Source organism: Candidatus Pelagibacter sp. PS_06 (assembly GCF_059418045.1).
Genome location: NZ_CM182078.1, coordinates 717,436 through 739,978 on the forward strand (window position 1 = coordinate 717,436; position 22,543 = coordinate 739,978).

Below are 22,543 nucleotides of genomic sequence, written 5' to 3' on the forward strand. Positions count from 1 at the left end.
CTAGGTGATGGAATGATTGTTATTTAATAAAATATACACTACATAACGTTCTTTACGTTTTAATAAATTTTAAAAAGTTATTTAATTAAAAAGGATTCACAATGAAAGCTGTCGTTTATAAAGATTATACTGCCAATATTGAAATTATTGATATTGAAAAGCCAAAACTTCAAGATAAGTCTGTCCTAGTAGAAGTGCATGCTGCTAGCATTAATCCGATCGATAATATTCTACATGCAGGTTATCTAAAAGAAATGCTAGAGCTTAGCTTTCCCCACGTTATGGGCTACGATGTTTCAGGCAAAGTTGTCGAGGTTGGTAAAGATGTGCTTAATGTCAAAGTTGGTGATGAAGTGTTTGCTCGTCCCAATCAAGAAGACGCTGGCTCTATTGCTGAATTTGCTCGTATCCAAGAAAATGAACTTGCTATTAAACCAGAAAATCTAAGCCATATAGAAGCGGCATCTGTCCCACTAGCGGGTTTGACAGCATGGCAGGCATTAGTTACGAAAGGTAATATTAAGCAAGGTGACAAAGTGTTGATTCACGCAGGTTCAGGTGGTGTTGGAACGCTTGCCATCCAAATTGCAAAACATTTTGGGGCAACAGTTGCAACGACTACAAGTTTTAAAAATACTGAACTAGTTAAAAGTTTGGGCGCTGATCTAATAATTGATTATACCGCTCAGTCATTTGAAGATGAATTATCTGAGTATGATTTAGTCTTTGATATGATCGGGGGTGATGTACTTGCTAAGTCTTTCAAGGTTTTAAAAAAGGGAGGTACTCTGATTTCTATTAAGGGTCAAGATACTGAAAACCTTGCTAAAAAATATGGTGTAAACTTTGAATGGTTTTTCATGTCACCTGATGGAGCAATGCTAACTGAGCTTGTTACATTAATTAGTCAGGGTACCATTAAAACTGTTATTGATAATACATATCCAATGGAACAGGCTTCAGAAGCTTTTGGAAAACTAGCAGAAGGTCGAACCAAAGGTAAAATTGTTCTTACAATTAAATAGGATTTTAATAATCAAGCTATTTAAGTTTAAATCTTGAACAAAGAAACTTAAAGATAAGATAGTTAAATTTACCAAACCTCTAATCAGGTATCTATTTGCTTTGAACTAAATATTATTACTTTATTAAACGCCAAATAGATTTATTAGCATCATAATCTCGAGTAATAGAATGATATACAAGGACAGAGCCTTTTTCTAAATCAATATATATTCCTTGACCTCCATGACCAAGCATTAAAACATGTCTTGATTTACTTATTTCTTTATCAAACCAAAAAAATCCTGAGTACTTTTCATTTTTACTGTGAGCCTTAATTTTTGTATTCTCAATTTCATTCAAATAATCTCCAATACAAGTTTTTGAATTCCAATCTTTAGAAATCTGTATTCCAAGTCTTAAAAAATCATCACGGTTAGCATAGAAATACGCATGCAACAAAGGCCATCCGTTATCATCTGTAAGATAAAATATTTCAGAGCTAGTTCCAGATTTATTTGCAAAATCCTGATATAAATTCTTTAAACCACCAGGCACCGAAACATCTATCGCTCTTGCAACTAAATCAGCTATAAAGTTATTATAGTTGAATGTTTTTTTTGATATCTTAATTCCAGATGATGACAAAAGGTAATCTTTAGCTGTGGTTTTTCTTCCCATCACATCTACAGCATAAAAAAGTTTAGCACTACCAGGCTCTCTGCTTGCAAAATTTTTATCTCCAGCCGCCATATCAATTAATTCTTTAAAAGTAGAATTTTCATATAAAGTTCCTTTTGCTTCTGGAACATATTTTGAAATTTTATCATCTAAACTTTTAATATATCCATCACATATGGCATTTCCTAAAATATAACTTAGAAAACTTTTAGAGATAGAAAAACTATATAACTTTGTATCGTTCTTTATCTTTTCTGATTTTTTATCGACTACAACATTTTCACCATCAAAATATAGAACACTTAACAAGCTTTTTTTCTTTATAATCTTATCAATCTTTTTGGTATTTTTATTTTCAATTAATTTTTTAGTTAAGCTTTTAATATCATTTGCAGGTTGAATCTTTATATTATCAAATTGAGAAGGCAAACCAACAATTCTGATTTCAAGATATTCATCATGTACTTTTTTACTTTTACCTTTTAGATGTTTTGAAAATGAGGTTGTGTTAAAAATAAGAGTAAATAATAAACTAATGATACTTATGTGTAATAATTTCATAATAAAGTTTCTGTATCAATGTGGTCTCAGTATGTCAAAATTTTTGTGCCCAAAACGAGCATTCAAATCAAGTGTCTAGGTGATGGAATGGCGGTTGATTATCTTCAATTCCCGTTGCCTGATTACTGTTGCCCGTTGCTTTGTGGGGGTAGCAAAGTTCATGGCATTGGGTAACAGAACGCTCCTCTTTCAACTTATAATCTTTATATATCAACAAACCTTACCTAAAATCCTCTACGAAGTTTACTACGAAGTTTACTACGAAGTTTACTACGAAGTTTCTACGAAGTCTTTATGTTAAGAAACTCTTAAGTTATAGTCGTAAAAATTAAAAATTTTATTTAAAAAATGATTTTTAGAAAAGCAAACTCAAAAGATGAAGAAACAATTAAACTAATAGCATCAAGAGCATATGAAAAATATATAAAAAGAATGGGTCAGGAACCTGCCCCAATGAAACCTAATATTCAAAAAAATGACATCGTTTTTGTTTGTGAAAAAGATAATAAAATTATAGCATTTGCCATCCTCGTTATAAAAGATGGAAACATACTTTTAGAAAATTTAGCAGTTGAACCTTTATTCCAAAAAAAAAATGTGGGAACTACTTTTATCTCTTTTATTGAGAATTATTTAATTAGTGAAAAATTTAATTTTTATCAACTTTATACTAATGAAAAAATGATTGAAAATATTTTATGGTATCAAAAAATAGGTTTCAAAAAAATTAAAGAAGTGACTGAAAAAGGTTTCAATAGAGTTTATTTTCAAAAAAAACTCTTTTAAAATAAAATATCAAAAACCTCTACGAAGAACCAAAACAAGAAATTAAACAAATAATGAAATCTTACTACGAAGTTTCTACGAAGAGGTTGTGGTTCTTGGCTTGTTATTAAAACTATCTTTTTTGTTTGTAGCTTGTTTATAGTTTCTTCCTACATAATCTTAGAATATTGAGATAAGATTCTATTATGAAAAAACTAGAGGATTTTTAGATAAAACAAGAATTAGGCAGGCATGAACAAAGAAAACGCAAGTAAACTCTGGAAAATGATTCAGGAAGCTGGCGATTATTTACTAGGATAAGATTTCAACAAACCCAGAACCACGATCCCTAAAAGTTTTTTCATTAAAATATACCTGGATCTTTTTTCTTTTTTTCATAGTCACCCGTTTCAAGAAAAATAACTGACAAATTAACTAAATCTTAACTTTTTAATCTTAGATTTTTAGGATCAAATGCTGGTTCTTCAATAATTTTTGCTTTTATTTTTTTTCCCTGAATATCAATTAAAAATTCAGACCCAATTTTTATTAAGTTAGCATTTACATATGCAAAAGCTAAGCTTTTATTTACTCTAAATCCATAAGCTCCAGAAGTAGTTAAGCCAACTCTTTCATTGTTATAATACACAGGCTCGTTTCCCAAAACATCTGCTGTATTTGCATCTACTTCTAGATAAGCTAATTTTATTTTAATTCCTTCTTTTGATTTTTTATCAATAATTTTTGATCCAATGAATTCACTTTTTTTATTTAAATTAAAAAATCGATCTAAGCCTGCTTCAACTATACTAATTTCTGGGGTTAATTCAGTTCCCCAACCACGATATCCTTTCTCTATTCTCATTGAGTTCATAGCATGAGATCCAAAATTTTTAATTTTTAAATCTTGGCCTGCATCCATCAATAAATCATAAAGCTCTTCCATTTTATTCATTGAAACATGAAGCTCCCAACCTAATTCTCCCATGTAATTCACTCTTAAAGCTAAAACTTTTATATTATTAATTTCGATTTCTTTTGCCTTTAACCAAAGGAAATTTTCATTTTCAATATTTTCCTTTGTGATTTTTGCTAGTACTTCTCTCGATTTTGGTCCAATTAATCCAAGGACACCATATTCATTAGTAATATTTTTAATATCAACTTTTTCATCTTTAAACTTATTTTGATTAAACCAATCTAAGTCTCTTATCTCGGATAAAGCTGCGGATAAACCATAGTAATGATTGTCTTTTACTTTAGTGATGGTTAACTCACTTTGAATTCGGCCAATTTTATTATGTATATGCGTTAAAGCTATACTGCCATTTTTTTTTGGAATAATGTTTGAACAAAGTCTATCAAGAAAAGTAAAGCTATCCTCTCCTGTTATTTCATACTTAGAAAAAGTGCTCAAATCAATAATTCCAACATACTTTGAAACATGTTCGCACTCTTTCTGAATTATAGAATGTATGTTGTTTCTACTATAGCTTAGCTCTTCAGCTATATTTTCTTTATTAAACCAAGCAGGTTTTTCCCAACCATATAAATCATAGTATTCAGCACCTTGATCTTTTAATTTTTTATAGATAGCTGAAGTTTTCATTGGCCTGCCAGCTTCAACTGTATCGTGAGGCATAGGTGTTACATACATTCTTCTGTATTGTTCTTTTGATTTTTCAATTGAATAATTTTTATCAACCCAGCTCATGAATCTACGTGGTTCAAACTCAAGCATGTTAATTTCAGAGTCTCCATGAACAATTTGTTGAGCCATATATTTTCCAGCTCCTCCACCATGAGCAATTCCAATACTAGCGGCGCAAAACATCCAAAAGTTTTTAAGACCAGGAGAGGGTCCAGCTAAAAAATTGTCATCTGGGGTGTGAGTGATTGGTCCACAAATTATTTTTTTAATACCTACATCTTTAAATTCAGGAATTCTATCCATCCCTTTTTCAAGATGTTTTTCAATTCTGTCTAAATCTGGCTCAAGTAATTCCATGTCAAATTTCCAATCCATCCCATCTAAAGCCCAAGCTTCTACGTCTTGTTCGTAAGGACCAATTAAAAGTCCCTTTCCTTCTTGCCTTAGGTAAGATGAAGAATCAGGATCTCTTATCACAGGTAATTCTTTTTCTAATTTTTCAATTGCTGGATGAGATTCAGTTACTAAATATTGATGAACCATATTAATACTTGGAACATTTTTTAATCCAACCATTTCAGCGACCTCTGGACAAAAACTTCCCGCAGCATTTACAACATGTTCACAAATAATTTCTCCTTTTTCAGTAATCACCTTCCACTCTCCTGATGGCAATTGTTTTATATCTATTACTCTATTGTTGCGATAAATTTTAGCACCAGCATCTCTTGCACCTTTTGCCATTGCATTAGTTGTGCTAGTTGGATCGGTGTAACCGTCTTCTGACGTATAAAATGCGCCAATGATTCCATCTAATTTAATAAACGGATGATATTTTTGAATTTCATTTGTCGTTATTATTTCACAAGGAGAGCCTACAATGTCCAGTATACCTTTAGTGTGATGAAACCATTCAATATCTTCTTTTTTATAAGCAAGTCTTAAACTTCCTGTTTCGTGAAAACCTGTTGCCTGGCCAGTTTCTTTTTCTAAAGATTTGTAAAGATTAGTCGAGTGTAAGTGAATTTTTGCTAGATTTAAGCTGCTTAACATATGAGGACATTGTCCTGCAGCATGCCATGTGGATCCAGATGTAAGTTCACTTTTTTCAATTAAAACAATATCTGTCCAACCTTCTTTAGCCAAGTGATATAAAAGACTAACGCCCATTATTCCACCACCTATGATAACTAATTTTGCATGTGACTGAATTTTATTCATTACTAATAAAAAACTATGATACCTAAAAGTTTTTTCAAAAACCAAGATCCTACCAAACCCCTAATCAGGTGTCTAGGTGATGGAATGAGGGTTAATCAATATATTTTTTAGCTGCTGCAATTGCTTCATCTATTTTAGGAAATTTACCAGTAGATTTATACACAGGTTCTCTTGATTTAGGTTCATAAGGTAAAATATATGTAACTGGTTCTGGTGGTGGAGCTGGATCACTAGAGTAATGGAAGCTCTGCGAGCTGCTTTTTGTAGTAGATATTATTTCCTAAATTAAATGGAGCTGTAAGCAGCTGCTTAGTAGACTCTTTCTTAGTTTTTACTAGAACATATGCATCTAGTAGATCAATATAACCTTTACCAGTTACTGGTTTATATTTTAATTTAGTGCCTTTAGTCTTAATCCTATTACCAGTTGAAGCTCCTGATTTCATATATTCAACAACAAGTGATGTTACTGTTTTTCCGGACTGAGTTGTTATGTTGTGAGCTTTCCAGACAGGAAGATTATTAACTATCTCTTGTTTGATAGCTTCAAGATTTTTAGATCCTCCGACTCTACCTAAATATTTGTATCTACCAGATCTTTTTTGTTTACCATCAGCACCATAAGTTACAACACTCCAAGATGCATAATAAGAAATTTTAAGTGATGGTTGAGGCATTACAAATACTGCAAGGCCATCACATCCTAAATCATACCACTTTTCAGGTTGCTTACTTATAGGATGTTTTAAGCTAGCTAATTTAGCTGGTGTAAATTTTATTGTTTTCTTCATTTTTCCACTCCATTATTTTTGTTATTTTTAATGGATGAAAACATGCTTTTGAAATCCCATGAGATGCAGGATTCCCATACCGACTCCATGCCGACAGATCAGTCACATTCAGTAACTTTCCATCACAATTCGAGTGAGCTGCTAACAAGCAGCGAACACCCATATTGTTTTTTATGCATTGATTTAATTGATGTTTCGCAGTAAAAACTTCACACGAAACAAAATGCCCTTGTAGCTCAGCTGGTAGAGCAATTGATTTGTAATCAATAGGTCCGCGGTTCGACTCCGTGCGGGGGCACCATCACTAAAAAAATTGTTAGTATTTTTACAAAGTAAATTTGTATTAAATTTCTTAAAATCTGTTGTTTTGAGAATGTGTTGAAAAATTTTTATATTATTAATTTATTGTGTGGCTTTCTTCATTGGGTAAAAAATATTTTGCTGTGGATATTGACATCCCGCACCAGTAGTCCTGTCAACAGCAAGTCCAATTATTCCACCAAATACAAGATTGCCCCACGCCATATTTTTGGCTTTGTCTTGAACCGTTCCAGCAGCAGGGTTAGCAGGAACATATCCCTCTTTAGTGCAAGAGATAGATAACTGGTCACAAGCATTTCTTACCATTACTGATCCAGGTGTATTTACATAATAACTTCCTTTTGAGTTTGATAATGTACACATTGCACCTGTAACTTCTCCAGTAGTAACTGACATTGATTGATTTTTTGACTCTGTTATGGACGCACAACCACCTAAGATTATGAAAATAAATAAAATTGATATTTTGTTTATTAAATTTTTCATATTATTGTTGAATATTATCATAACTTAAAAGATGAGTCGATATTGAATATTTTAAGATTAATATCGATTAATTGTATTTAAAAGTACAGCACCACTGCTTCTTTAATTTCTTACAGGATAAATCTTATTGATCTTAAATGATGGCTTGCTATCAAAAATAAAATTGTGATCAAATTTACTTGTTAGAGGCATGACCCTCATGGTCATTGCACGTCTTAAATTTGGTGATTTGTTCTTTTGTTGGCACTTTATTTTAAGTAGTTTCTCTTCTTAATTGTTCAATTTTAATTTTTTTTTGTAAACTTCTGCTTTTGTCATAGAGAAGATTGAATTTAATCTTATTATTGGTCTTTACTATAATTGATTTAGCATTTCTAACCTCTAGATTATCTGCAACAGCACTAATTGGTCTTTTGGATGGATTTAAGTTCGTGATTACAATCTTTAATTTATCATTAACTATTTTACCCTTCCATCTTCTAGGTCTAAATGGACTTATTGGAGCAATTGATAACTTTTTAGAATTTAAACTAAGTATAGGTCCATGCACTGATAAATTGTAAGCTGTACTACCTGCGGGTGTTGAAACAAGTACACCATCAGAAACAAGTTTTTTTATTATTTGTTTAGATCCATGTTTGATTGATAAAGACGCAGCTTGTCTACTTTGTCTTAAAATAGATACTTCATTAATAGCTAATGATTTTCTAACATGATTATTATTATTTTTTACAATCATTTCTAGTGGTGAGATAGAAATCATATTTGATTTTATTAAATTTTTAATAATATTTTCAGTTGAAAATTTATTCATTAAGAAACCATAATTTCCTGAATTAATTCCATAAAATTGTTTGTTTGAATTTTTATTCTTCTTTAAAGTTTGAAGCATAAAACCATCACCACCAATGACAATCACGAGGTTATTTTGTTTAAATTGATGACTTTTAATTTTATTGATTAATAACTTTTTTATATCTAGGGATTTTTTATTTTTATCAGAAATTATCTGAAGCTTACTCATTTAGTGGTGCCCTCGGCCAGACTCGAACTGGCACTCCGCAAGCGGCAAGGATTTTAAGTCCTTTGTGTCTACCAATTTCACCACGAGGGCATTAATGAATTTCATGAGTGTTTATGCTAATATTTATAATTGAACAAGAGGAATAAGTAAAATTTTTTTATTTTATCTTTAGTGTTTAAGTCTTTTTTTCATTATTATTTTTTATCTTTTTAACTTTTTCCTCTAAATTAGATCCACAGTCATTTAATTGACTCTTATACTTTGTAGCTTGTTTAGAAACTCTTTGAGCATAATTTTTAATTGCTTGTTTTTTTACACCCTTTTTATAACCACCCCATCCTTGATGGTACGCTAAATACTGATTGTAAACATCTTTTTGTGAAATCTTTAATATTGAATTTGATTTTGAAGTATACCAACCAATAAAATCAGTGCTGTCTTTAAAACTATTTCTTATGGCAATTTTTTTTCCTGTTTCTTTTTTATACATTTTCCATGTTCCATCTAAAACTTGAGCATATCCAAATGCAGAAGATAATCTTTTATATGGCTTGTTATTATTTAATAATGTTTTTCTTCCTGGTCGTGCAATAAAATTAAATCCTGACTCACCATGAATGATTGCCATTTGAACATGAATTGGAGTTCCCCACTTTTCTTCTGATTTTTTTGAGTGAAAATACCAGTGAGTTTTTTGACTAAAAATATCACATACATCATTAGGATTGACAGGTATTGAGCTATATTTTGGCATCCCTGCACAAGAATTTAAAAAAAATAATAGTAAAATAAATTTAATTGAAATTTTATTCATAAGCTTTTTAATACAAAAGTTAATTTGAGAAAAAAAGATTTAAAATTAAAAAAAACCCAATTTGATTATACAAATTAAAAATAAAATATATTTTTAGTGGCTAATATTTATGTTGAAATTCTAAATTACCTCTAGAATTAACTCTTTTTTTAACATGCTTATAATAACTAACATCATTTATAAGCTTAATGATATCTATTCCTTTGTCTTCATATCTTCTTTTAATTGTATTTCTTGAAACCATTATAAAATTTAAATTTTCAACAAAATTTTCAGTCCATTCTTTTTCAATTTTATCATTAATCATTTTTTTTAAGAATGACCTGAAATCAGAACAAGATATCATTTTTAATTTTTCATTTAATAAAGGCATAGTAATTATTTAATATATAAATTTTTTAATTTTCATCAACTTTTAAAAAGTTAAGAAATAAGATGATTTAGGTTTATGATTTTAATGCTTTGGTAAGGATTTTTTCTTCTAATTTGCAATCTTGATAGCCTTTTTTAACAATATTCAAATATCTTTCAGTTGGAAATTTAAATACTGATTTTTTAACCATAGTATAAGTCATTACTTTTTTGCCATAATAATAAAAATAATGTTTCTTATATAAATTTGGATAATCCTCATAAACATCAAGTTTTTTTTCATCACTTTTTGAAATTTCAAATAATCCACCTGGAACATTTGAGTGTTTTTTAGGCTCAATATCTGCTGCTCTATATTTGCTTCTAAAAGTTAGTTTAAAGTCTTTTAAATTTATTTTTTTTAAATAAATGCTATCTTTGCATCTACGCTTCATTTGAAAGTGATGAAGGTTACTTCCATAAGCAAAATAAAGCATTTACCGATCCACTACTTCTATTTTTTTATCATTCACAAATTTTAAAATTTGAGAATTACAATTATCAATTTTAGATTGATCTTCAGATCTAATTACAATTGAAACACCTAACTTTCCTGCTTGAAAAAATGGATAGCTTCCAATTTCAACATCTTTGTTTTGATCTTGAACTTTAGTTAAAGAGTTAGCAATTTCACTTTCAACAGTTCTTAGGCTAATCGTTAAACTTAAAATAGGTTTTCCTCCAACAATACTATTAGTTAACCCACCTAACATTGATTTTAATATTGATGGAACACCCGGTAAACAAAACACGTTTTCAACACTAAACCCTGGCGCGCCACTAGTAGGGTTTAGAATTAAATTAGCATTTTCTGGCATACAAACCATTTTTTGCCTACCCTCATTAAATTCACCTGGCTTATAATAGGCCTCTAATATTTTAAATGCCTCTTTATGTATCTCATATTTTAACCCAAATGCTTTTGAAACAGATTCAGCAGTAATATCATCGTGAGTGGGACCAATACCTCCTGTAGTAAAAACATAATCATAAGTTGTCTTTAATAAATTAAGTGTATCAATTATTGTCTTTTCAATATCAGGTATAACCCTAACCTCTCCCACTTTAACTCCAATAGAATTTAGCCAAGTTGCCAAAGTTGAAGTATTAGTGTCTTGAGTTCTGCCTGATAAAATTTCATTACCAATAATTAATATTGCGGCATTAACTTTTGTGTTTTTAGTCATTTTAAATGTATAATTTAGAAATGAAATTTACCAAGTCTTTAATAAAAGGCAAATTAATCAAACGATATAAAAGATTCTTTACTGACATTCAGTTAAACAAAGAAGTCGTTACAGCACATTGTCCAAATACTGGGTCGATGAAAGGCCTGCTAGATGAAGGAAATGATGTTTATTTACTTCCAAATAATGATCCTAAAAGAAAACTTAAATATGGTTTAGAAATAATAAAGACTAGAAAAAATCTTGTTGGAGTGAACACTCATATGGCTAATAGAATAGCTCAACATGGTTTAGAAAATAACCTTATTAAAGAATTAAAAAATAGTGACCTAATTAAACCAGAGGTATTTTTTAACAAAGAGACTAGATTTGATTTTCTAATAGAGAAAAATAAACAAAAAAGCTTTGTAGAAGTTAAAAATGTTACTCTTTTTAGAAATAAAGACACAGCTGAATTTCCAGATGCAGTGACAGCACGTGGGACTAAACACCTGCTTACTCTTATTGATGCCATAAAAAAAGGCTATAAAAGTTACTTATTATTTTTAGTACAGATCCATAATATGGAAAAATTTAAAATAGCTAAAGATATTGATAGTGAATATTATAACAATTATTTAATAGCTAAAAAAGCAGGAGTTAAGTTTTTGGCTTATAGATGTGATATAAGTTCTAAAAGAATTTTTATAGATAAAAAACTAAAAATTATTGATGACTGATTATAAAGAAAAATTTGAAAAAATGAGAGTTGCTGGAAAGTTAGCATCTCAAACTCTAGATATGTTAACTGACAATATTAAAGAAGGTGTCTCAACTGACTATATAGATAAATTAGGTTATGAATTTATCAGAGATAATGGAGGGTACTCTGCTCCACTCTATTATAGAGGGTTTACAAAATCATTGTGCACATCTTTAAATCATGTTGTCTGCCACGGTATTCCTTCAGATAGAGTTTTAAGGGATGGTGATGCAATCAATGTTGATGTTACAGCTGTAGTTGATGAACATTATGGGGACACCAGTAGAATGTTCTCAATTGGAAATACATCAGTTAAGTTAAATAATCTTATAGATACAACACATGAATCTATGATGAGAGCTATCAAAATTTTAAAGCCTGGAATTAGATTGGGTGATATAGGGCATGAAATTCAATCATTCGTTGAAGAAAAAGGTTTTTCAGTTGTTCGAGATTTTTGTGGGCATGGCATCAGTACAACTTTTCATGAACCGCCTAATATTTTACATTATGGAAGTAAAAACTCTGGAATGGATTTAAGACCTGGTATGACTTTTACAATTGAGCCTATGATTAATACAGGAAAATACGATGTTAAAATGTTAAATGATGGTTGGACTGCTGTAACAAAAGATAAATCTTTATCAGCACAATTTGAGCATACATTAGGAATTACTGAAAATGGTTATGAAATTTTTACAGAATCTGCTAAAGGTTACTCAAAGCCTCCATACTTATAATTAATGATTAAAAGATACTCGCGAAAAGAATTAACTGACATTTGGTCAGAAGAAAACAAATACAAAATTTGGCTAGATGTAGAGGTTGCAGCAGCCGAAGCTATGGAAAAACTTGGCCAAATTCCAAAGGGAGTTGCATCTGTTGTAAGAAAAAAAGCTAAAATAAATGTAAGTAGAATTCATAAAATAGAGTCTGAAGTTAAACATGATGTTATAGCCTTTCTAACCTCTGTTACTGAAAAGGCAGGAATTAAAGCTAGATATCTACACCAAGGAATGACTTCATCAGATGTATTGGACACAAGTTTTAATATTCAAATGGTCCAATCGGGTAAAATCATCTTAAAAGACTTAGATCAAATTTTAAAAGTTCTTAAAAAGCAAGCTAAGAAATATAAATTCACTCCATGTATGGGAAGAAGTCACGGTATTCATGCTGAACCTGTTACCTTTGGTTTAAAATTGGCTTCGTTTTACGAGGAATTTAAACGAAATAGAAAAAGATTAGTTGATGCTATTGATGAAGTATCAACTTGTGCAATATCTGGTGCTGTTGGAACTTTTGCTAATATCAACCCTAACGTAGAAAAACATGTTGCAAAAAAACTAGGTTTAAAGGTTGAGCCAATTTCAACACAAGTGATACCAAGAGACAGACATGCTTTTTATTTTTCAGTATTAGGTATCATTGCTGGATCAATTGAAAGAGTTTCTGTTGAGATTAGACATTTGCAAAGAACTGAAGTTTATGAATTACAAGAATTCTTTTCAAAAAAACAAAAAGGTTCTTCAGCAATGCCTCATAAAAAAAATCCAATATTAAGTGAAAACTTAACAGGACTTGCAAGAATGGTTAGAAGTGCAGTAATTCCTGCTTTAGAAAATATTGCACTGTGGCATGAAAGAGATATTTCTCATTCTAGTGTGGAAAGAAACATTGGGCCTGATGCAAATATCACAACTGATTTTGCATTAGTTAGATTGACTAATATTTTAGATAACATGATTGTTTACCCTAAAAAGATGTTAGAAAACTTAAATATCACCAAAGGATTAATTTTTTCACAAGAAGTTATGTTGGAGTTGACTAAGTCTGGATTGAGTAGAGAGCAATCTTACCGAATGGTTCAAAACTATGCTAAAAAATGTTTTGCAGAAAATCTAGATTTGTTTGATGTGATTAGTTCAGATAACTTGATTATGAGTAAAATAACTCCTAAAAAACTAAAATCGATATTTAGTTACGCAAAACACTTTAAAAATGTAAATTTCATCTTTAGAAGAGTTTTTAAATAATGAAAAAAGGAAAAAAACTATACGAAGGGAAAGCTAAAATCATTTACACAACAAATGATAAGAATTTAGTCATTCAGTATTTTAAAGATGATGCTACTGCATTTAATAACCAAAAAAAATCTACTATTGAAGGTAAGGGAGTTTTAAATAATAGAATTTCAGAACATATTCTCTCAAACCTTTCTCAAATAGGAATTAAAAATCATTTAGTAAAAAGACTTAACATGAGAGAGCAAGTTATTAAGTTAGTTGAAATCATTCCAATTGAATTCATAGTAAGAAATGTTGCAACAGGATCTATTACTAAAAGATTAGGAATTGAAGATGGAACAGTTTTAAAAGAACCATTAATTGAGTATTGCTTAAAAGATGACAAATTAGGTGATCCATTAATAGCAGAAGAGCATATCCTAGCATTTGATTGGGCCACAAAAAAAGAAATTGAAAAAGTTAAAAAGATGATTTTAAGAATTAATGATTTTATGATCGGTATGTTTAGAGGGGTTGGAATTAAGTTAATAGATTTTAAATTAGAATTTGGAAGACTTAAGGTTAATGGTAAAGATGAAGTTATATTAGCAGATGAAATTAGCCCTGATACTTGTAGACTTTGGGACAGCATTACTGATAAAAAATTAGATAAAGATAGATTTAGAAAAAATTTAGGTGATCTAATTCCTGCTTATACAGAAGTTGCTAAAAGACTTGGAATACTTCATGAACAATCTAACCTTTCTGCGGTAAATGTAACAAAATTATCTTCTGTTAAAAGAAAACGTAAATGAAAATCTCTGTAATTATTACTCTTAAAAAAGATGTACTTGATCCTCAAGGAAAAGTTATTCATCAAACATTAGATGGTATAGGTTTTGATGATATCAATGAAGTAAGGCAAGGTAAGTACTTTGAAATAGATACAAAAGAAAGTGATCCTAAAAAAGCTAAAGATAAAGTTGAAGAAATGTGCAAAAAACTTTTAGCCAATCTTGTTATTGAAAATTATAAAATTATTGATGCACAATAATTAATGAAATCATCTGTTATTACATTTCCTGGTTCTAATTGTGACAGAGATATGGATGTAGCTCTTAAAAAATTTGGTTTTAAAAATAAAATGGTTTGGCATGACGATGTTGAATTACCTAAGAGTGATTTAGTTGTTTTGCCTGGTGGTTTTTCATATGGTGATTATTTAAGATGTGGAAGTATGGCATCAAAATCAAAAATAATGAAATCTGTCATTAATTTTGCAAACTCAGGTGGAATGGTGATGGGGATTTGTAATGGTTTTCAAATTTTAGTTGAAACAGGTTTAGTTCCAGGCGTTTTATTAAGAAACAAATACTTAGAATTTATTTGTAAAAATGTATTTGTTAAAATTAATAATAAACAAAATACTTACTTTAAAAATATTGATAATGATGTTTTAGAGTTTCACATTGCACATAATGAAGGGAACTTTTTCTGTACAAAAGACCAATTAAAAGAAATTGAAGATAATGAACAAGTTGCAATTAATTACTGCGATAAAAAAGGTAAAACCGAAGAACAGTTTAATCCTAATGGATCCATTAAAAATATTGCAGGTATCTTTAATAAAGAAAAAAATGTTTTAGGGATGATGCCCCACCCTGAAAGAATGATTGACCCTTCTCTATCAGGTGAAGATGGGTCTCTTTTTTTTAATAATTTAATTAATAATTTAAAATGATCGTAAACGAACAAGTAGCTATAGATCATGGTCTTAAAAAAGATGAGTATGCTAAAATTTGTGAGCTACTTAAGCGTACACCTAATATTACTGAACTAGGTATCTTTTCAGCAATGTGGAATGAACATTGTTCTTATAAATCTTCAAGGCTTCATTTAAAAACACTACCAACTAAAGGAAAACAAGTCATTCAAGGACCAGGAGAAAATGCTGGTGTAGTTGATATTGGTGACAATGATGCAATCGTATTTAAAATTGAAAGCCACAATCACCCCTCCTTTATTGAGCCCTATCAAGGAGCTGCTACTGGTGTTGGTGGTATTATGAGAGATGTGTTTACGATGGGAGCACGTCCTATTGCAAATTTAAATTCAATTCATTTTGGCTCACCTCAACATAAAAAAACTAAAAATTTACTTAGAGGAGTTGTTCACGGTATTGGTGGTTATGGGAACTGCATGGGTGTTCCAACTATTGCAGGTCAGACAAACTTTGATAGCTCATATAATGGAAATATTTTGGTAAATGCCATGACTTTAGGGCTAGTTAAAAAAGACAAGATTTTCTACTCAAAAGCAGCAGGATTAAACAAGCCTGTTATTTATGTAGGATCTAAAACAGGACGAGATGGAATTCATGGTGCAAGTATGGCGTCAGCTAGTTTTGATGAAAAAATAGAAGAAAAAAAACCAACCGTTCAAGTCGGTGATCCATTTACTGAAAAACTTTTACTTGAAGCTTGCTTGGAGTTAATGGCTGGGGACTCAATTATAGCAATTCAAGACATGGGTGCAGCGGGACTTACATCATCAAGCATTGAAATGGCTTCAAAAGGAAATCTTGGAATAGAAATTAATTTAAATAAAGTTCCGTGCAGAGAAGCAAAGATGACCCCTTATGAAATTATGCTTTCAGAAAGCCAAGAAAGAATGTTAATCGTTCTAGAAAATGGCAAAGAAGATCAAGCTAAAAAGATATTTGATAAATGGAATTTGGATTTTGCAGTAATTGGTAAAACAACTAAATCTAAAAAAATTGAACTCTTCTTTGATAACGAGCAAGTTGCAGATATTCCAGTAAATACATTAGTTGAAAATTCACCCATGTATGACCGTAAATGGAAAAAAGCAAAACTTCCTAAAAAAAATAAAATTAAAAAAGAAGATCTTAAGAATTTAAAAATTATAGATGTGTTAAAAAAAATTTTATCTAATCCAAATGTTTGTAGTAAAGAATGGATCTGGCAACAGTACGATCACACAGTTATGGGTGATACTATTCAAAAACCTGGGGGAGACTCTGGGGTTGTTAGAATTCATGGAACAAATAAAGCAGTTGCTGCATCAGTAGATTCATCTGCTGTATATTGTTGGGCACATCCTTTAACAGGTGGAAAACAAGTTGTTTGTGAAAGTTTTAGAAATCTAATTTCTGTGGGTGCAAAACCTGTAGCTATTACAAATTGCCTAAACTTCGGTAGTCCTGAGAATGAAGAAAACATGGGTGAGTTTGTTGAATGTGTTCAAGGTATTGGGGAAGCAGCTGAATATTTAAAATTTCCAGTCGTTTCTGGAAATGTATCTTTTTACAATCAAACAAAAGAAGAAGGAATAAAACCTACTCCATCTATTGGTGGTGTTGGGTTAATCAAAGATTATAATAAAATGATTACAATGGACTTCAAAGAAGTTGGTAATATTATTTTGGTTATTGGGAAAACCGAAGGGCACATTGATCAAAGTCTTTTCGCGAGAAATATTTTAGATGAAAAAAATGGTCCTCCACCAGAAATCAATCTATTTAATGAAAAAAATAATGGAGAAACATTATTAAAGTTAATTGAAGCTGGTCATATTAAAAGTGCTCACGATATATCTATTGGGGGAATAATTACTGCAGTTGCAAAAATGTGTATTAAAGGAAACAAGGGAATTAATCTTAAAAAACCAAAATATCTAATTAATGAAATTGAATATTTTTTTGCTGAAGATCAAGGTAGATATGTGATCGAAGTATACACGGATAGTCTTAAAAAAGTGACTGATATTTTAAACAAAAATGCAGTTCATTATGATGAACTTGGAACAATAAACGAAGATCAATTGTTTATTAATGAAAAGACAAAAGTAACAATTGACGAATTGAGAACATCGAATACAAGTTGGTTAACGAACTATATGAGTAAATAATGGCAATGGATTTAAAAGAAATTGAGAGTTTAATCAAAGAAGCTTTAGCTGATGCAACAGTTGAAATTCAAGATTTAGCTGGTGATGGAAATCATTATTCAGCAACTATAACTTCTGCTCAATTTTCAGGTAAAAGTAAAATTGAACAACACAAAATGGTATATAATTCTCTAAAGGGTAAAATGGGAAATGAATTACATGCCCTAGCAATTAAAACAAAGGAACAATAATGGATGATAATACAAAAAATTTAATTCAAAATCATATTGATAACAATGAAGTATGTTTGTTTATGAAAGGTACGCCTGATGCTCCTCAATGTGGTTTTTCAATGGCTGTAACTAATATGTTAAAACTTCTTGAGGTAAATTTTCAAAGTGTAAATGTATTAGAAGATCAAAATATTAGAGAAGGAATAAAAGTTTTCAGTGATTGGCCTACAATCCCACAGCTATATGTTAAGAAAGAATTCATCGGTGGCTGTGATATTATAAAAGAAATGTACGAAAGTGGAGAGCTATCAAAACTTTTTGAAGCTAAAGGTATAAATTTTAAAGCTAAAAATTAATTATTACTATCTAGAGTAATATTCAATTACAAGATTTGGTTCCATTACTATTGGATAAGGAACTTCTTCAAACTTAGGTGTTCTAACAAATTTAACTTTTTTGTTTTTCTCATCCATTTGAATATATTCTGGAGTTTCTCTTTCTTTGCTTGCAAGAGCAATATCAATAATTGCTAGTTGCTTAGATTTATCTCTAATCTCAATTGAATCTTCTTCATTAACTATGTAGCTTCCAATATTAACTTTTTTACCATTCACTCTAACGTGACCATGGTTAATTAATTGTCTTGATGAAAATACTGTTGTTGCAAACTTTGCTCTGTAAATAACTGCATCTAATCTTCTTTCAAGTAAACCGATTAAATTTTCACCAGTGTCACCTTTAAGCATAACAGCTTTTTTATAAATATTTCTAAATTGTCTCTCATTAATGTTACCGTAGTAAGCTTTTAACTTTTGCTTAGCTTGTAATTGAGTACCATAATCAGATAACTTTCCTTTTCTTCCCTGTCCGTGTTGTCCAGGTCCGTAATCTCTTTTATTAAAAGGACTTTTTGGTCTTCCCCAAAGATTGGCTTTTAATCTTCTATCTACTTTATGTTTAGAGTTTAATCTTTTTGTCATTTGATAATGGGGTTTATAAGCTTACAGGATATTTTGTCAATCAACGTTTTTTACCCAAACTAGCAAATACACTAGCCAATATACGTGTTTCCTTAGATGATAAGTCCATTCTATAGAAAATATTTCTCAAGTTTTCCAACATAATAGGTTTCTTCTCCTTTGGTTTGAAGAAATTGATGTCATCTAAGTTTTGAATGCATAGATTGGTCATTGAATGTACCTCTTTTTTAGAGGCAGATTTAACTTTTTTAGATTTTTTAAAATCAGAAGTCCTAGATTTTATAATATTTGAAACATACTGAGCAATGATAATTAGACTATGAGATAAATTTAAAGATTTAAATTCAGGATTAGTTGGGATTTGTAAGGTGTAATTTGCATAACTCACTTCTTTATTCGACAAACCTGATGCTTCAGATCCAAAAAGAAATGCTACTTTTTTAGTGAAATCAATCTTTTTTAAGTCTTCTAATTGAATATGTTTAATGTTTTTGTTTCTAAATCTAGCAGATGTTGCAATGACATAATCTATATTTTTTAGTGCAGGCTCTAAGGCATCAAACACTTTACTCTTATTAATTATATTTTTAGCACCAACAGAAGTTGCTAAAATTTTATCATTAGGAAAAATAGGTTTTGGATCAATAATTGACATTTTTTGGAAATTAAAGTTCTTCATCCCTCTAGCACATGCACCAATATTTTCTGATAACTGGGGCTTATGTAAGATAAAAGTAATATTATTTGATGACATTAATTATGATAAATCAAAACTTATAGGCTAGCTGGAGCCTTATCCTTAAATAATTTATAATCCAAACTATCAACCAAAGCTTTAAATGATGCATCAATTATATTTGGTGAAACACCTATCGTAAACCAGTTAACACCTTTAGAGTCTGTGCTTTCAATTGAAACTCTAGTTACCGCTTCAGTACCTGTATTTAAAATTCTTACTTTATAATCAACTAATTTTAAGTCTTTTAAATACTCAGAATATTTAGCAAGTTTATTTACATTTTTTCTAATCGCATTATCAAGTGCATTAACAGGGCCGTTCCCCTGTCCTTCACATAATATTTTTTGACCATCAACTTCTAATTGAGCTTTAGCGTGAGAAATAATTTCACCAGTGCTATCTTTTTTAACTGATACATCATACTCATTAATTAATATATATCGTGGTATATCACCCATTAACCTTCTAGCTAATAATTCAAATGAAGCATCTGCTCCATCATAACTATAACCAATAAATTCTCTGTCTTTAACTTCACTTAAAAGTTTTTTAATTTTTGGATCATTTTTTTTGATTTGGATGCCAATAGATTTTAACCTAGACATTATATTTGATTGACCAGCTTGATCTGAAACCACAATATTTCTTGAGTTTCCAACTTCCTCAGGCTCAATATGTTCGTATGTTTTTGGATTTTTTTGAACTGCAGAAACATGCATCCCACCTTTGTGTGAAAAGGCAGAAGCTCCCACATAAGGTAGATGTTTATTGGGCTTTCTATTTAACAATTCATCTAATAATCTTGAACATTGTGTTAAATTCTTAAGGTTTTCTCTTTTAATATTAAGTTCAAATTTCTCACTAAAATCTTTTTTTAAAAATAATGAGGGAATTAAAGACATTAAATTTGCATTACCACATCTCTCCCCTAATCCATTGATAGTTCCTTGGATTTGTCTAACCCCCGCTTGAACTGCAGCTAAACTGTTTGCTACAGCATTTTCTGTGTCATTGTGAGCATGAATACCTAAATTTTCACCTGGAATATTTTTTGTAACCTCAGATACAATTTTAGTTACCTCATGTGGAAGTGTTCCACCATTTGTATCACATAAAACAATCCATCTAGCACCTTGATCAAATGCTGCTTTCAAACAATTTAAGGCATAACCAGGATTTGATTTAAATCCATCAAAGAAATGTTCTGCATCAAACATAAATTCTTTACCTGAACCAACAATATGTTTTGCACTTTCTTTAATATTTTCTAAATTTTCATCATTAGTAATCCCAAGTGCTACATCAACTTGAAAATCCCAAGACTTACCAAATAAGCACACAGAAGTGCTTTTTGAGTTAATTAAGGATGCTAACATAGGATCATTTTCCGCACTATGTTCTGACTTTTTAGTCATTCCAAAGGCTGTAAGTTTAGCTGACTTAAAACCATGATCTTTATTGAAAAATTCTGTATCTGTTGGGTTAGCACCTGGCCAACCACCTTCGATATAATCTACGCCTAGACTATCCAGTGAATTTGATATTTTCTCTTTATCATCAATTGAAAAATCAACACCTTGAGTTTGGGCACCATCTCTTAATGTGGTGTCAAATATATATAGCTTTTCCTTACTCATTTAAATTTCCAAATTGTTTTACCATCTTTATCTTCTATTAAAACACCTTTGTCTAAAAGTTGGTCTCTGATATTATCAGCTTCTTTATAGTTTTTATCAGCTCTAGCTTTATTTCTAAGATCTATCTTATTTTTAATTTCAGTCTCTGAAATATCTGCATTTCCTTTTTTATAATTTAACCACTCTTCTTTAGTCTCTTGAAGTAATCCTATAAAATTACATGCTGAGTTAAATACATGTTTGTCTTCATCATTACCTTTGTTAGCTTTATCATAAAGTTTATGTAAGTTAGCAATATAACCTGGGGTATTTATATCGTCATATAAAGGTTGAATGATTTCATCCACCAAACCTTTGTTTGAAGGTAAATAAACATTGTACCACTTATCAATGGTGTTTTGACAATCTTCTAATAATTTATCATTCCAATCCAGAGGTTGTTTATAGTGAGCACTTATCAGGGCTAGTCTTAAAACTTGTCCACTAATCTTTCCTCTAAAATCTTTTATCTTTAAAATATTACCCTGAGATTTTGCCATCTTTTCATTCGACATAGTAATAAAAGCATTGTGCAACCAATAATTAGCAAAAACATTGGTGTCATTTGCACATCGTGATTGAGCAATTTCATTTTCATGATGTGGAAAAATCAAATCTATACCCCCACCGTGTATATCAAATTCATTTCCTAAAAACTTCTTAGACATTGCAGAACATTCTAAATGCCAACCAGGTCTTCCCTTGCCCCATGGTGACTCCCAAGATGGTTCATTTTCTGAAGAAGGTTTCCACAATACAAAATCTTCTGAGCGCTTTTTGTTATCACTTACTTCAATTCTAGATCCAGCAATTAAATCCTCTAATTTTTTATTGGATAATTGACCATATTCATCAAATTTTTTTACTTCAAAATAAACATGTTTGTTATTTTCATAAGCAAAGCCTTTTTTAATTAATTTAGAAATCATCTCAATCATTAAGCCAATGTGCTCTGTCGCCTTAGGCTGTTCTGATGGGTTTTCACAATTTAAATACTTACAATCTTCAGTAAAACTTTTAATAATAGTTTTTGTTAAATCTGAAATAGATATTTTTTTTTCATTCGATGATTTAATTATTTTATCATCAACATCTGTAATATTTCTAACATAAGTGACAGATGAATATTTATTTTTAAGTATTTTAAAAAGAATATCAAAAATAACTATTGGTCTTGCATTTCCAATATGAGGATCGTCATAAACTGTTGGTCCACAAACATACATCCCTATATTTTTTTCATTGATCGGTACAAATTTTTCTTTTTTGTTACTTAGATTGTTTGTTAAAAAAATATCTTTATTCATCATTTTAGAAATATACTTAATTTATAGATTTGTGAA

24 protein-coding genes and 2 tRNA genes are annotated in these 22,543 nt (G+C 30.3%); 12 read left to right on the top strand and 14 right to left on the bottom strand.

What is annotated here, in order from left to right; translation table 11 throughout:
- Positions 1 to 101: 101 nt before the first annotated feature.
- Positions 102 to 1,025: an NADP-dependent oxidoreductase gene (locus AC5SLZ_RS03610; RefSeq protein WP_494614964.1), complete on the top strand. Its 924-nt coding sequence runs from the start codon at positions 102 to 104 to the stop codon at positions 1,023 to 1,025.
- A gap of 115 nt (positions 1,026 to 1,140) precedes the next feature.
- Here AC5SLZ_RS03610 and AC5SLZ_RS03615 read toward each other — a convergent pair whose 3' ends face one another.
- The gene (locus tag AC5SLZ_RS03615) at positions 1,141 to 2,244 is read right to left on the bottom strand and encodes a serine hydrolase (RefSeq protein ID WP_494614965.1); all 1,104 of its coding nucleotides are present in this window, start codon (positions 2,242 to 2,244) and stop codon (positions 1,141 to 1,143) included.
- 348 nt (positions 2,245 to 2,592) lie between these two features.
- On the opposite strand from AC5SLZ_RS03615, the gene AC5SLZ_RS03620 reads away from it, so the two are divergent.
- Positions 2,593 to 3,030, top strand: coding sequence for a GNAT family N-acetyltransferase (locus tag AC5SLZ_RS03620; protein WP_494614966.1), 438 nt, complete (start codon positions 2,593 to 2,595; stop codon positions 3,028 to 3,030).
- Positions 3,031 to 3,451: 421 nt separating this feature from the next.
- Here the strand turns inward: AC5SLZ_RS03620 and AC5SLZ_RS03625 are convergent, their stop codons facing one another.
- Together AC5SLZ_RS03625 and AC5SLZ_RS03630 are read right to left on the bottom strand one after the other, a co-directional pair.
- Positions 3,452 to 5,881, bottom strand: a complete 2,430-nt coding sequence (locus tag AC5SLZ_RS03625; RefSeq protein WP_494614968.1) for an FAD-dependent oxidoreductase — start codon at positions 5,879 to 5,881, stop codon at positions 3,452 to 3,454.
- A gap of 230 nt (positions 5,882 to 6,111) precedes the next feature.
- Complete coding sequence (locus AC5SLZ_RS03630) at positions 6,112 to 6,672, bottom strand: hypothetical protein (RefSeq protein ID WP_494614970.1); 561 nt, start codon at positions 6,670 to 6,672, stop codon at positions 6,112 to 6,114.
- A 225-nt stretch (positions 6,673 to 6,897) separates the two neighbouring features.
- Here AC5SLZ_RS03630 and AC5SLZ_RS03635 point away from each other — a divergent pair.
- Positions 6,898 to 6,973 (top strand) — tRNA-Thr (locus AC5SLZ_RS03635).
- 101 nt (positions 6,974 to 7,074) lie between these two features.
- On the opposite strand, the gene AC5SLZ_RS03640 is transcribed toward AC5SLZ_RS03635, so the two are convergent.
- The 7 genes from AC5SLZ_RS03640 to AC5SLZ_RS03670 form a co-directional block, all read right to left on the bottom strand.
- Positions 7,075 to 7,479 carry a hypothetical protein gene (locus AC5SLZ_RS03640; protein WP_494614971.1) on the bottom strand — a complete coding sequence of 135 codons (405 nt, stop codon included), beginning with the start codon at positions 7,477 to 7,479 and terminating at the stop codon, positions 7,075 to 7,077.
- 253 nt (positions 7,480 to 7,732) lie between these two features.
- Positions 7,733 to 8,503: an NAD kinase gene (locus AC5SLZ_RS03645; protein ID WP_494614972.1), complete on the bottom strand. Its 771-nt coding sequence runs from the start codon at positions 8,501 to 8,503 to the stop codon at positions 7,733 to 7,735.
- 4 nt (positions 8,504 to 8,507) lie between these two features.
- Positions 8,508 to 8,593 (bottom strand) — tRNA-Leu (locus AC5SLZ_RS03650).
- 85 nt (positions 8,594 to 8,678) lie between these two features.
- Positions 8,679 to 9,317 (bottom strand): transglycosylase SLT domain-containing protein, encoded by a 639-nt coding sequence (locus AC5SLZ_RS03655; RefSeq protein WP_494614973.1) that lies wholly within the window; start codon positions 9,315 to 9,317, stop codon positions 8,679 to 8,681.
- A 100-nt stretch (positions 9,318 to 9,417) separates the two neighbouring features.
- Complete coding sequence (locus AC5SLZ_RS03660; protein ID WP_028036876.1) at positions 9,418 to 9,690, bottom strand: hypothetical protein; 273 nt, start codon at positions 9,688 to 9,690, stop codon at positions 9,418 to 9,420.
- Positions 9,691 to 9,763: 73 nt separating this feature from the next.
- Positions 9,764 to 10,165 (bottom strand): gamma-glutamylcyclotransferase family protein, encoded by a 402-nt coding sequence (locus AC5SLZ_RS03665; protein WP_494614975.1) that lies wholly within the window; start codon positions 10,163 to 10,165, stop codon positions 9,764 to 9,766.
- Positions 10,166 to 10,915, bottom strand: a complete 750-nt coding sequence (locus tag AC5SLZ_RS03670) for a competence/damage-inducible protein A (protein WP_494614976.1) — start codon at positions 10,913 to 10,915, stop codon at positions 10,166 to 10,168.
- Between the two features lie 20 nt (positions 10,916 to 10,935).
- On the opposite strand from AC5SLZ_RS03670, the gene sfsA reads away from it, so the two are divergent.
- Genes sfsA through grxD form a run of 9 tightly spaced genes read left to right on the top strand, consistent with a single transcriptional unit; the run spans position 10,936 to position 18,161 of the window.
- On the top strand, positions 10,936 to 11,634 hold the full coding sequence (gene sfsA / locus AC5SLZ_RS03675) for a DNA/RNA nuclease SfsA (RefSeq protein WP_494614978.1): 699 nt from the start codon (positions 10,936 to 10,938) through the stop codon (positions 11,632 to 11,634).
- A complete protein-coding gene (gene map, locus AC5SLZ_RS03680; protein ID WP_494614979.1) occupies positions 11,627 to 12,397 on the top strand; it encodes a type I methionyl aminopeptidase in 771 nt (256 codons plus the stop codon). The genes sfsA and map overlap by 8 nt, the downstream gene beginning before the upstream one ends.
- Before the next feature lie 3 nt (positions 12,398 to 12,400).
- Positions 12,401 to 13,693 carry an adenylosuccinate lyase gene (purB, locus tag AC5SLZ_RS03685; protein WP_494614981.1) on the top strand — a complete coding sequence of 431 codons (1,293 nt, stop codon included), beginning with the start codon at positions 12,401 to 12,403 and terminating at the stop codon, positions 13,691 to 13,693.
- A complete protein-coding gene (purC, locus tag AC5SLZ_RS03690) occupies positions 13,693 to 14,478 on the top strand; it encodes a phosphoribosylaminoimidazolesuccinocarboxamide synthase (RefSeq protein WP_028036871.1) in 786 nt (261 codons plus the stop codon). The genes purB and purC overlap by 1 nt, the downstream gene beginning before the upstream one ends.
- On the top strand, positions 14,475 to 14,717 hold the full coding sequence (purS, locus tag AC5SLZ_RS03695; protein WP_494614983.1) for a phosphoribosylformylglycinamidine synthase subunit PurS: 243 nt from the start codon (positions 14,475 to 14,477) through the stop codon (positions 14,715 to 14,717). Before purC ends, purS begins: the two co-directional genes overlap by 4 nt.
- A 3-nt stretch (positions 14,718 to 14,720) precedes the next feature.
- Positions 14,721 to 15,404: a phosphoribosylformylglycinamidine synthase I gene (gene purQ, locus AC5SLZ_RS03700; RefSeq protein ID WP_028036869.1), complete on the top strand. Its 684-nt coding sequence runs from the start codon at positions 14,721 to 14,723 to the stop codon at positions 15,402 to 15,404.
- Positions 15,401 to 17,593 carry a phosphoribosylformylglycinamidine synthase subunit PurL gene (gene purL, locus AC5SLZ_RS03705; RefSeq protein ID WP_494614984.1) on the top strand — a complete coding sequence of 731 codons (2,193 nt, stop codon included), beginning with the start codon at positions 15,401 to 15,403 and terminating at the stop codon, positions 17,591 to 17,593. The genes purQ and purL overlap by 4 nt, the downstream gene beginning before the upstream one ends.
- On the top strand, positions 17,593 to 17,823 hold the full coding sequence (locus AC5SLZ_RS03710; protein WP_494614986.1) for a BolA/IbaG family iron-sulfur metabolism protein: 231 nt from the start codon (positions 17,593 to 17,595) through the stop codon (positions 17,821 to 17,823). The genes purL and AC5SLZ_RS03710 overlap by 1 nt, the downstream gene beginning before the upstream one ends.
- Positions 17,823 to 18,161 carry a Grx4 family monothiol glutaredoxin gene (gene grxD, locus AC5SLZ_RS03715; protein ID WP_494614988.1) on the top strand — a complete coding sequence of 113 codons (339 nt, stop codon included), beginning with the start codon at positions 17,823 to 17,825 and terminating at the stop codon, positions 18,159 to 18,161. Before AC5SLZ_RS03710 ends, grxD begins: the two co-directional genes overlap by 1 nt.
- Positions 18,162 to 18,167: 6 nt before the next feature.
- Here grxD and rpsD read toward each other — a convergent pair whose 3' ends face one another.
- Genes rpsD through cysS form a run of 4 tightly spaced genes read right to left on the bottom strand, consistent with a single transcriptional unit; the run spans position 18,168 to position 22,507 of the window.
- On the bottom strand, positions 18,168 to 18,785 hold the full coding sequence (gene rpsD, locus AC5SLZ_RS03720; protein ID WP_028036865.1) for a 30S ribosomal protein S4: 618 nt from the start codon (positions 18,783 to 18,785) through the stop codon (positions 18,168 to 18,170).
- A gap of 40 nt (positions 18,786 to 18,825) precedes the next feature.
- Complete coding sequence (locus AC5SLZ_RS03725) at positions 18,826 to 19,539, bottom strand: RNA methyltransferase (protein ID WP_494614990.1); 714 nt, start codon at positions 19,537 to 19,539, stop codon at positions 18,826 to 18,828.
- Between the two features lie 20 nt (positions 19,540 to 19,559).
- Positions 19,560 to 21,161, bottom strand: coding sequence for a citramalate synthase (gene cimA, locus AC5SLZ_RS03730; RefSeq protein ID WP_494614992.1), 1,602 nt, complete (start codon positions 21,159 to 21,161; stop codon positions 19,560 to 19,562).
- Positions 21,158 to 22,507 (bottom strand): cysteine--tRNA ligase, encoded by a 1,350-nt coding sequence (gene cysS, locus AC5SLZ_RS03735; RefSeq protein WP_494614994.1) that lies wholly within the window; start codon positions 22,505 to 22,507, stop codon positions 21,158 to 21,160. Before cysS ends, cimA begins: the two co-directional genes overlap by 4 nt.
- Between the last annotated feature and the right edge of the window lie 36 nt (positions 22,508 to 22,543).

Bases quoted from the DNA above. Each gene is read 5' to 3' on its own strand.
- AC5SLZ_RS03610 (WP_494614964.1), top strand. From the start codon at position 102: ATGAAAGCTGTCGTTTATAAAGATTATACTGCCAATATTGAAATTATT.
- AC5SLZ_RS03615 (WP_494614965.1), bottom strand. From the start codon at position 2,244: ATGAAATTATTACACATAAGTATCATTAGTTTATTATTTACTCTTATT.
- AC5SLZ_RS03620 (WP_494614966.1), top strand. From the start codon at position 2,593: ATGATTTTTAGAAAAGCAAACTCAAAAGATGAAGAAACAATTAAACTA.
- AC5SLZ_RS03625 (WP_494614968.1), bottom strand. From the start codon at position 5,881: ATGAATAAAATTCAGTCACATGCAAAATTAGTTATCATAGGTGGTGGA.
- AC5SLZ_RS03630 (WP_494614970.1), bottom strand. From the start codon at position 6,672: ATGAAGAAAACAATAAAATTTACACCAGCTAAATTAGCTAGCTTAAAA.
- AC5SLZ_RS03640 (WP_494614971.1), bottom strand. From the start codon at position 7,479: ATGAAAAATTTAATAAACAAAATATCAATTTTATTTATTTTCATAATC.
- AC5SLZ_RS03645 (WP_494614972.1), bottom strand. From the start codon at position 8,503: ATGAGTAAGCTTCAGATAATTTCTGATAAAAATAAAAAATCCCTAGAT.
- AC5SLZ_RS03655 (WP_494614973.1), bottom strand. From the start codon at position 9,317: ATGAATAAAATTTCAATTAAATTTATTTTACTATTATTTTTTTTAAAT.
- AC5SLZ_RS03660 (WP_028036876.1), bottom strand. From the start codon at position 9,690: ATGCCTTTATTAAATGAAAAATTAAAAATGATATCTTGTTCTGATTTC.
- AC5SLZ_RS03665 (WP_494614975.1), bottom strand. From the start codon at position 10,165: ATGCTTTATTTTGCTTATGGAAGTAACCTTCATCACTTTCAAATGAAG.
- AC5SLZ_RS03670 (WP_494614976.1), bottom strand. From the start codon at position 10,915: ATGACTAAAAACACAAAAGTTAATGCCGCAATATTAATTATTGGTAAT.
- sfsA (WP_494614978.1), top strand. From the start codon at position 10,936: ATGAAATTTACCAAGTCTTTAATAAAAGGCAAATTAATCAAACGATAT.
- map (WP_494614979.1), top strand. From the start codon at position 11,627: ATGACTGATTATAAAGAAAAATTTGAAAAAATGAGAGTTGCTGGAAAG.
- purB (WP_494614981.1), top strand. From the start codon at position 12,401: ATGATTAAAAGATACTCGCGAAAAGAATTAACTGACATTTGGTCAGAA.
- purC (WP_028036871.1), top strand. From the start codon at position 13,693: ATGAAAAAAGGAAAAAAACTATACGAAGGGAAAGCTAAAATCATTTAC.
- purS (WP_494614983.1), top strand. From the start codon at position 14,475: ATGAAAATCTCTGTAATTATTACTCTTAAAAAAGATGTACTTGATCCT.
- purQ (WP_028036869.1), top strand. From the start codon at position 14,721: ATGAAATCATCTGTTATTACATTTCCTGGTTCTAATTGTGACAGAGAT.
- purL (WP_494614984.1), top strand. From the start codon at position 15,401: ATGATCGTAAACGAACAAGTAGCTATAGATCATGGTCTTAAAAAAGAT.
- AC5SLZ_RS03710 (WP_494614986.1), top strand. From the start codon at position 17,593: ATGGCAATGGATTTAAAAGAAATTGAGAGTTTAATCAAAGAAGCTTTA.
- grxD (WP_494614988.1), top strand. From the start codon at position 17,823: ATGGATGATAATACAAAAAATTTAATTCAAAATCATATTGATAACAAT.
- rpsD (WP_028036865.1), bottom strand. From the start codon at position 18,785: ATGACAAAAAGATTAAACTCTAAACATAAAGTAGATAGAAGATTAAAA.
- AC5SLZ_RS03725 (WP_494614990.1), bottom strand. From the start codon at position 19,539: ATGTCATCAAATAATATTACTTTTATCTTACATAAGCCCCAGTTATCA.
- cimA (WP_494614992.1), bottom strand. From the start codon at position 21,161: ATGAGTAAGGAAAAGCTATATATATTTGACACCACATTAAGAGATGGT.
- cysS (WP_494614994.1), bottom strand. From the start codon at position 22,507: ATGAATAAAGATATTTTTTTAACAAACAATCTAAGTAACAAAAAAGAA.